4 protein-coding genes are annotated in these 5,988 nt (G+C 54.8%); all 4 read right to left on the bottom strand.

What is annotated here, in order from left to right; all coding sequences use genetic code 11:
* Window positions 1-188: 188 nt before the first annotated feature.
* The gene (locus ACJROR_RS00545) at window positions 189-1,283 is read right to left on the bottom strand and encodes an FUSC family protein (RefSeq protein WP_406545395.1); all 1,095 of its coding nucleotides are present in this window, start codon (window positions 1,281-1,283) and stop codon (window positions 189-191) included.
* A complete protein-coding gene (locus ACJROR_RS00540) occupies window positions 1,276-2,277 on the bottom strand; it encodes a hypothetical protein (RefSeq protein WP_406545394.1) in 1,002 nt (333 codons plus the stop codon). The genes ACJROR_RS00545 and ACJROR_RS00540 overlap by 8 nt, the downstream gene beginning before the upstream one ends.
* 125 nt (window positions 2,278-2,402) lie before the next feature.
* A complete protein-coding gene (locus tag ACJROR_RS00535; RefSeq protein ID WP_406545393.1) occupies window positions 2,403-5,021 on the bottom strand; it encodes a tetratricopeptide repeat protein in 2,619 nt (872 codons plus the stop codon).
* 242 nt (window positions 5,022-5,263) lie between these two features.
* The coding region (locus ACJROR_RS00530) for a hypothetical protein (RefSeq protein WP_406545392.1) at window positions 5,264-5,988 on the bottom strand (725 nt) is incomplete at its 5' end.

Below are 5,988 nucleotides of genomic sequence, written 5' to 3'. Positions count from 1 at the left end.
GCCGGCTACGGGCTCCCGTAGCCGGGGATCCCTCGAGGCCCGGGAAGAGATATCCACCCGGGCTTTCGGTTTTCTGGCACCTTTCCGGAAAAACTGCCTGATTTTCCTTTGTCTGGCAGTTTTTCATTTTATCCTTTGACAGCAGTTCCGGTATTTCTCAGGTTTCTCCCCTGGTATCTCATGAGATATCAGTCCCGGTTTCCGTTTTTGCAGGTCAGATACAGCTGCACGGCTCCTTTGGTCAGATGATCCAGATCGTTCTCAATTTCTCTCAGGGTAAGCATGATGGCCGGGCTGAGTCCCTGTTCCCGGCCCATTCTTTCCTCCAGCAGGCTGTTGATTTTTGCGAGATCCTGAAGACGCTTCCCGGCCTCATCCCGGTTCAGGCGAATAAGCGCCAGAAGAACTCTTTTGGTGATGATGCGGTTTTGCTGAAGAAGATTTCTGGTGTCCTCATTCAGGGGAACTGCGGGCGTCCGGGAGGAGATGCTGGTAAGAAGCACCCGGTTCAAGAGCCGCATTTTATGGATCCGGTGCAGAAACCTTACAAAGCACCGGTAGATAAAGACATTGAAGAACAGGGCATAACGCCATACCGGCAGCTTTTCCTGGTAGGTGCGGGCGCTTTTGAAGATTTCCCGGGGATTAAGATCGGGATCCGGAATTTCGGTTTCCGTGAGCCGGAAGATGGAGATGCGGTACTCCAGATAGAACATGGTGAGGTAGTGCCGGTAGGTTCGGAGCATATCCAGCCTTTCCGTGGCCGGCATCACGAGAGAACTCACCAGAAGGGAAATGGCCGCTCCCAGCAGGGTAAAGGCCGTTCTTTCCGTGATGAGGTAATTCGGGGTCAGGGAGGTATGCTGCATCAGGAGAGCCAGCAGCATGATCACCGAGGCGGTCATAAAGGCCACAAAGAGCCAGTAGAGACCGGCAAAGGCCCGGCTCCAGAGGGTGAGCCCGGCGAAGATGACAAGGAAGGTCAAAAGGCCGGCGGTATTCGGGAACACCAGACAGACAATGCCGGCGATAATCACCCCGTAAATGCTCCCCAGAATGCGATGCGCCGTGCGTCTCAGGGCGGTCAGGGGCGTGCTGATATAAAGACAGACGCAGAAGGTTGTCAGGGGGATCCAGAAGCTCTGATCCGCAGGATAAAGGAAGGAGATCCCCTCGGCAATGAGCATGGCAATCCCCATGGACAGCATCTGCCTTGCAAGCAGCATATCCGGGAGCAGATGTTTCCGGGGAGTCTTAGGAGGATTCTTTGCATTATCAGTCATGGGGCAGTCTCTCCCTCATAAGAGCGGTGATTTCCCGGATCGCCAAAGCGGCTTCTCCGGTCATTTCCCCGCCGCAGAAGGGATCCCGCGGCAAACCCCGGATTTCGCATTTGAAGTTTTCCAGATCCTGAAGGAGCGCGGTGAGGGTTTCCGGATTCCGGGCGGAAAGGATCCTCTGGAGTCTCTCGAAAAGCCCCCTCCTGATGCTGACAATGCGTTTTCGGTGCTCCTCTGGGGCGTCCGGGCCGTGGGGCCAGTAGGTAATGAGGAGAAGGGCATTAAGGAGCCGGAGATAGCGGGCTTTTCTTACGGGATCATTAACGTAAGAGGTAATGTTAAAGAGGGAGCTCTGCAGCATGAGGAGGCGGTTTTTTACGGAGTCCCTGATTTCGGAAAATGTATTGAGATCCCTGAGATCCGTCATGACCCGGGCATATTCCCGGAGATCATGATAGAAGCAGCGGTTTATTACCGCACACCAGTGAATTTTTAAGAAGGGGATCAGGAGCACAGCCAGAAAAACGGCAAGCCCGCCTAAAAGCGAGGCCCGGAGGAGATCCGGAAGCAGGATCTCATGGTCATGGTCAATAAGCCCCATGCCGAAATTCACCACCGCAAACACGCTCATGAACATTACCGTGCCGGATATTTCCGGCCTTTTCCGGAGAGCCCAGACCGTGCCGGAGGAGAGGAAGACTGCGAACAGAAGCTGGGGGAGCCAGAGCTTTTCCTGCCCGAAACAGAGCGCCAGGGCCAGAGTGCCGGTAAGAAGGGCCAGACTGACCAGAATATTGCCGAGACGGCGGAGGAGGGTATTCCCGTGCAAGGAGCGGAGGCCGTACAAGCCCATGATAAGAATGTAGGCGTTGGCAGGACCGGGAGAGGAGCATTGTTCCAGAATCACGGCTAACAGCATGCTCAGGGAACCCCGGAGAAGCTCGGCGGTGTAGACTCCTTCAAGATCGTTGCGGATATACCTGATTAAAAGGGACATGGGAACTCCGTCAGAGGGCGGGGCAAAGTAATGCGAGCTTCGCGGCTCCGGCAGATCCTGCCGGAGCTCTTATGATTTTTTGCGGCAAGGATGCCGGAATAAGCCGGATAAACCTTAGCCTGGAACTATTCCAGCTCTTCCAGGATCTGAGCGGCCTTTTCATTTCCGCCGTTAGCCGCATCCCGGATCAGACGCATGCCGAGACTCTTGTCCTGGGTGATGCCGGTGCTGGGAGTGGCATTGAGATACAGCTGTCCCAGAGCCAGCTCCGCCTCATGATTGTGCTGCTGCACCGCCTGCTCATACCAGGTCACGGCGCTGATGAAGTTCTGGGTGACTCCGATACCGTGCTCATACATATAGCCGAGGTAGTAAAGAGCATCGGTATTGGGGTGGGCGGGATCTCCGGCCGCCGCCTCCATGAAGAGGTTATAGGACTTTTTGGGATCCTTTTCCATGAGCCAGCCGTAAAGATAGCACTGCGCCTTGAATGCCTGGGCATCCGGGAAATTCTGTTTGATGCCGATATCAAGATATTTCCGGGCCTTGTTAGCATCAGGCTGGATACTTTTTTCCGGATTCCGGGGATTGTCATAGCCTTTGGCATAGACCTTGGCGGTAACGGTGGCGGCATAGGGATCTCCCAGATCGGCGGCCTTCTGATACCACAGATAGGCGCTGTAGGGATCCTTTTCCGTGCCGTTCCCCTTCATCAGGTTGTCGCCGGTGATCCTCATGGCATCGCGATTGCCGTGGCCGGCGGCGGCCAGGTAGTTTTCATAGGATTTCGGGAGAGAACGGGACACGCCGGTGCCTTCCTCATAGCAGCGGCCCAGAGCCATTTCCGCTTCCGCAACGCCGCGGCTGGCGGCGGTTTTATAGTATTTCACCGCCTCCTGGATATTGGAGGTGGTGAATACCCCCTCCTCCATATACCGGCCTACGTAGTACATAGCCTCGGGGTGGCCGCTCTTGGCGGCTTCAGAAAAGTATCTCAGGGCCTTCTGATTGTCCGCCTTGACGCCGTTTCCGGTTTCGTAGGCGAGACCGAGATGATAAATAGCATCCGGTTCCTTGCGGTCCGCGGCTTTCTGATAGAGATCAAAGGCCATTTCCGGGTCGGGTTTTCCGGTGACGCCTTCCTGGTACATCCGGCCCAAAGCCACCAGCGCCCGGGTGCTGCCATGAGCCACGGAATGCTCGTAGTAATTCAGAGCCTCCTTAAGATCCTTGGTAACTCCCAGTCCGCGTTCGTACATATAGCCCAGCCAGAACTCAGCCTCGGAGTTGGGATTCTTTTCGGATTCCATCAGCTTTTCCAGAGCCGATTCATATTTGCCTTCCCGGATTTCCAGTTCTCCCAGGTAAGGCAGAGCATCCATGCCGCTGGCCTGCGCCTTGAGGTACCACTCCCGGGCCTTTTCGGTATTCAGGGGCTGACCGAGTCCGTAGGCGTAGATCCGTCCCATGTTAATCATGGCCTCCGGACGTCCGGCATCTGCGCTGCCCTTGATATAGTTAAAGGCGGTTTTGTAATTCTGTTTTACGCCGTTGCCGTAAATGAACATTTCTCCCAGAGCGTTCTGGGCTTCAAGGTTTCCGGCCAGATTGGCATTCTTGAAGAACCTGATGGCTTTGGAGGTGTTTTCCTGAACGCCAATGCCCCGGGAGTACATCAGTCCCAGATAATATTCGGCATCGGAGCTGCCGTTTTCCTGAGCTTTGGTGAAATATTCCAGAGCCTTGTCATAGTCGGCATCCGGTTCCTGGAAGTATTCGAGGCCGATATGGAAGAGCCCGCAGGGAGCATTGATATCGGCGGCCTTCTGATACATATCCCGGGCCTTGTCAGGATCGTAGCGGGAGCCGGAGTTTTTGCTGCTGAATAGTTCTCCCAGCACGCACATGGCGTAGGGGTTTCGTTCATCATTGACGGCAGCGGTGAGCATTCTGAAGGCCTCATCGATCCTGCCGTTACGGATCAGAAGCTCGGAGCTGCGGCTCTGGGCCTGATAATCCCCTTCATAGGAGGCCTTGTTGTAAAGCTCCACGGCCTTGTCATCGCTCTGTTCGGTGCAGAGGATGCCCTTTTCATAGAGGATCCCCTCCAGGGTAAAGGCTTCCGGCACCTTCCCGTCCTCGGCCTTCATAATAAGATCCTTCACCTTATTGCACATGTCCGGCCGATCCCAGTGATCATCCGGCATGGTGTTCAGGTACCAGAGAGCCAGACCGTAGCTGCCGTAGGGGTAGCCCTGGTCGTGGGATTCCCGGAAATATTCTCCGGCTTTGGGAAGATCCTGCTCCACTCTGTTTCCGGTGCTGTAGATGCGTCCCAGCTTGTACATGGCTCCCGGGTGCATGCCGGCAGCGGCATTGCCGTAGTGGACAATGGCCATCTGGGTATCGGCCATTACTCCGTAGCCGCCGCGCTCATAGATAAGTCCGATGTTGTATTCTGCCACCGGAATGTTTCCGGCCATTCTGAACCAGGCCAGAGCTCTGGTGTAGTCGGGCTTGGTGGTTTTTGAACCGTTGTAATACTGACCTCCGATAAAGATCTGGAGTTTGGGATCCCGCACTGATTCGGCGCAGATGTTTTCCTGAATGCCGTCTTTTTTGCATTCCGCGATGAGCTTCATCTGGGCGCCTTCTTCCTCCGCTGCCGCTGTCCCGGAGGACAGAATCATGGCGATGCAGGACGAAAGAACGGTGAGGGAAAAAGTCTTCGAAAAGGTCTTCATTTGCGAATCCGGAAGCTGCTGCTTATTCGATGTCAGATAATTTTAATCCCTCATTGTATATCAAAAGACCAATGATGTTTGTTTTGACCCCGGTTTTTAGTGATGCGGTGTGAGTTTTGCCCGCAAAATGGCTTTCGGGAACAGGAATTAAAATGATTGATCCGGAGAAGAACCGGCAGAAGCAGCGATAAGGGAGGGACTCAAGAGGCAAAAATCCCCGGGAACCCGGGGACTTTCTGCTGTTATGCCGGCTTTTCCGGATTATCAGATGACGCCGGAGGTTCCGGAGCCGGGGCCTTCGGTAGGGCCTTGTCTTCCGGGTAATCCGCCGTGGCGATATGAGGGCCGGGGCCTTTTTTGATTTCCTGTTCGTAAAGGGGCTCTGCATCATGGAAGGACTGATACCAGAACACATCCCGGGTGGCGTTTACCTGAATCAGGATATGGAAAATGGCCACAAAGAGAGTGGTAATGGTGACGCCGCACACCGAAACCGCCACTAAAGAGGGGAGCAGGAATCCCAGAACCAGCCAGACGCTGTTAAACACGAGCCAGATAAAGAGAAATCCCACTGCCATTCCCGTAATGCTCATAATATTGAGACTGAAGGCCTTGAAGCTTTCCCACATGGCCTTGAGGCCGGGCATGCCGGAGCACTGCACCAGAGGAAGACTGAAAAATTCCAGCGCATACATGATCAGGGCAATCAGAGAATAGGCCAGAAAATAGATGCAGGTGTAGTAAAGCATCGTGGAGAGGAGGGCGGTGTCTGACACCAGCTTTCCGACAAACAGGCGGAGGCACTCGCCAAGCTGGTGCTCGGTTACGGTGGCGATACTGGCAATGGCGAAGCCGGCCTCCTGCGCGGATTCTCCCAGAAGAGCCCAGAGCTGCTTCAGCACTTCAAAAATCCCCGACCCGAAAAATATCAGCACCAGGAGATAGACGACGCAGATAAGGGCGATGC

The sequence above is a fragment of the Succinimonas sp. genome, assembly GCF_045225735.1.
Classification (GTDB): Bacteria; Pseudomonadota; Gammaproteobacteria; order Enterobacterales; family Succinivibrionaceae; genus Succinimonas.
This window is presented reverse-complemented; position numbering and strand designations above follow the sequence as displayed.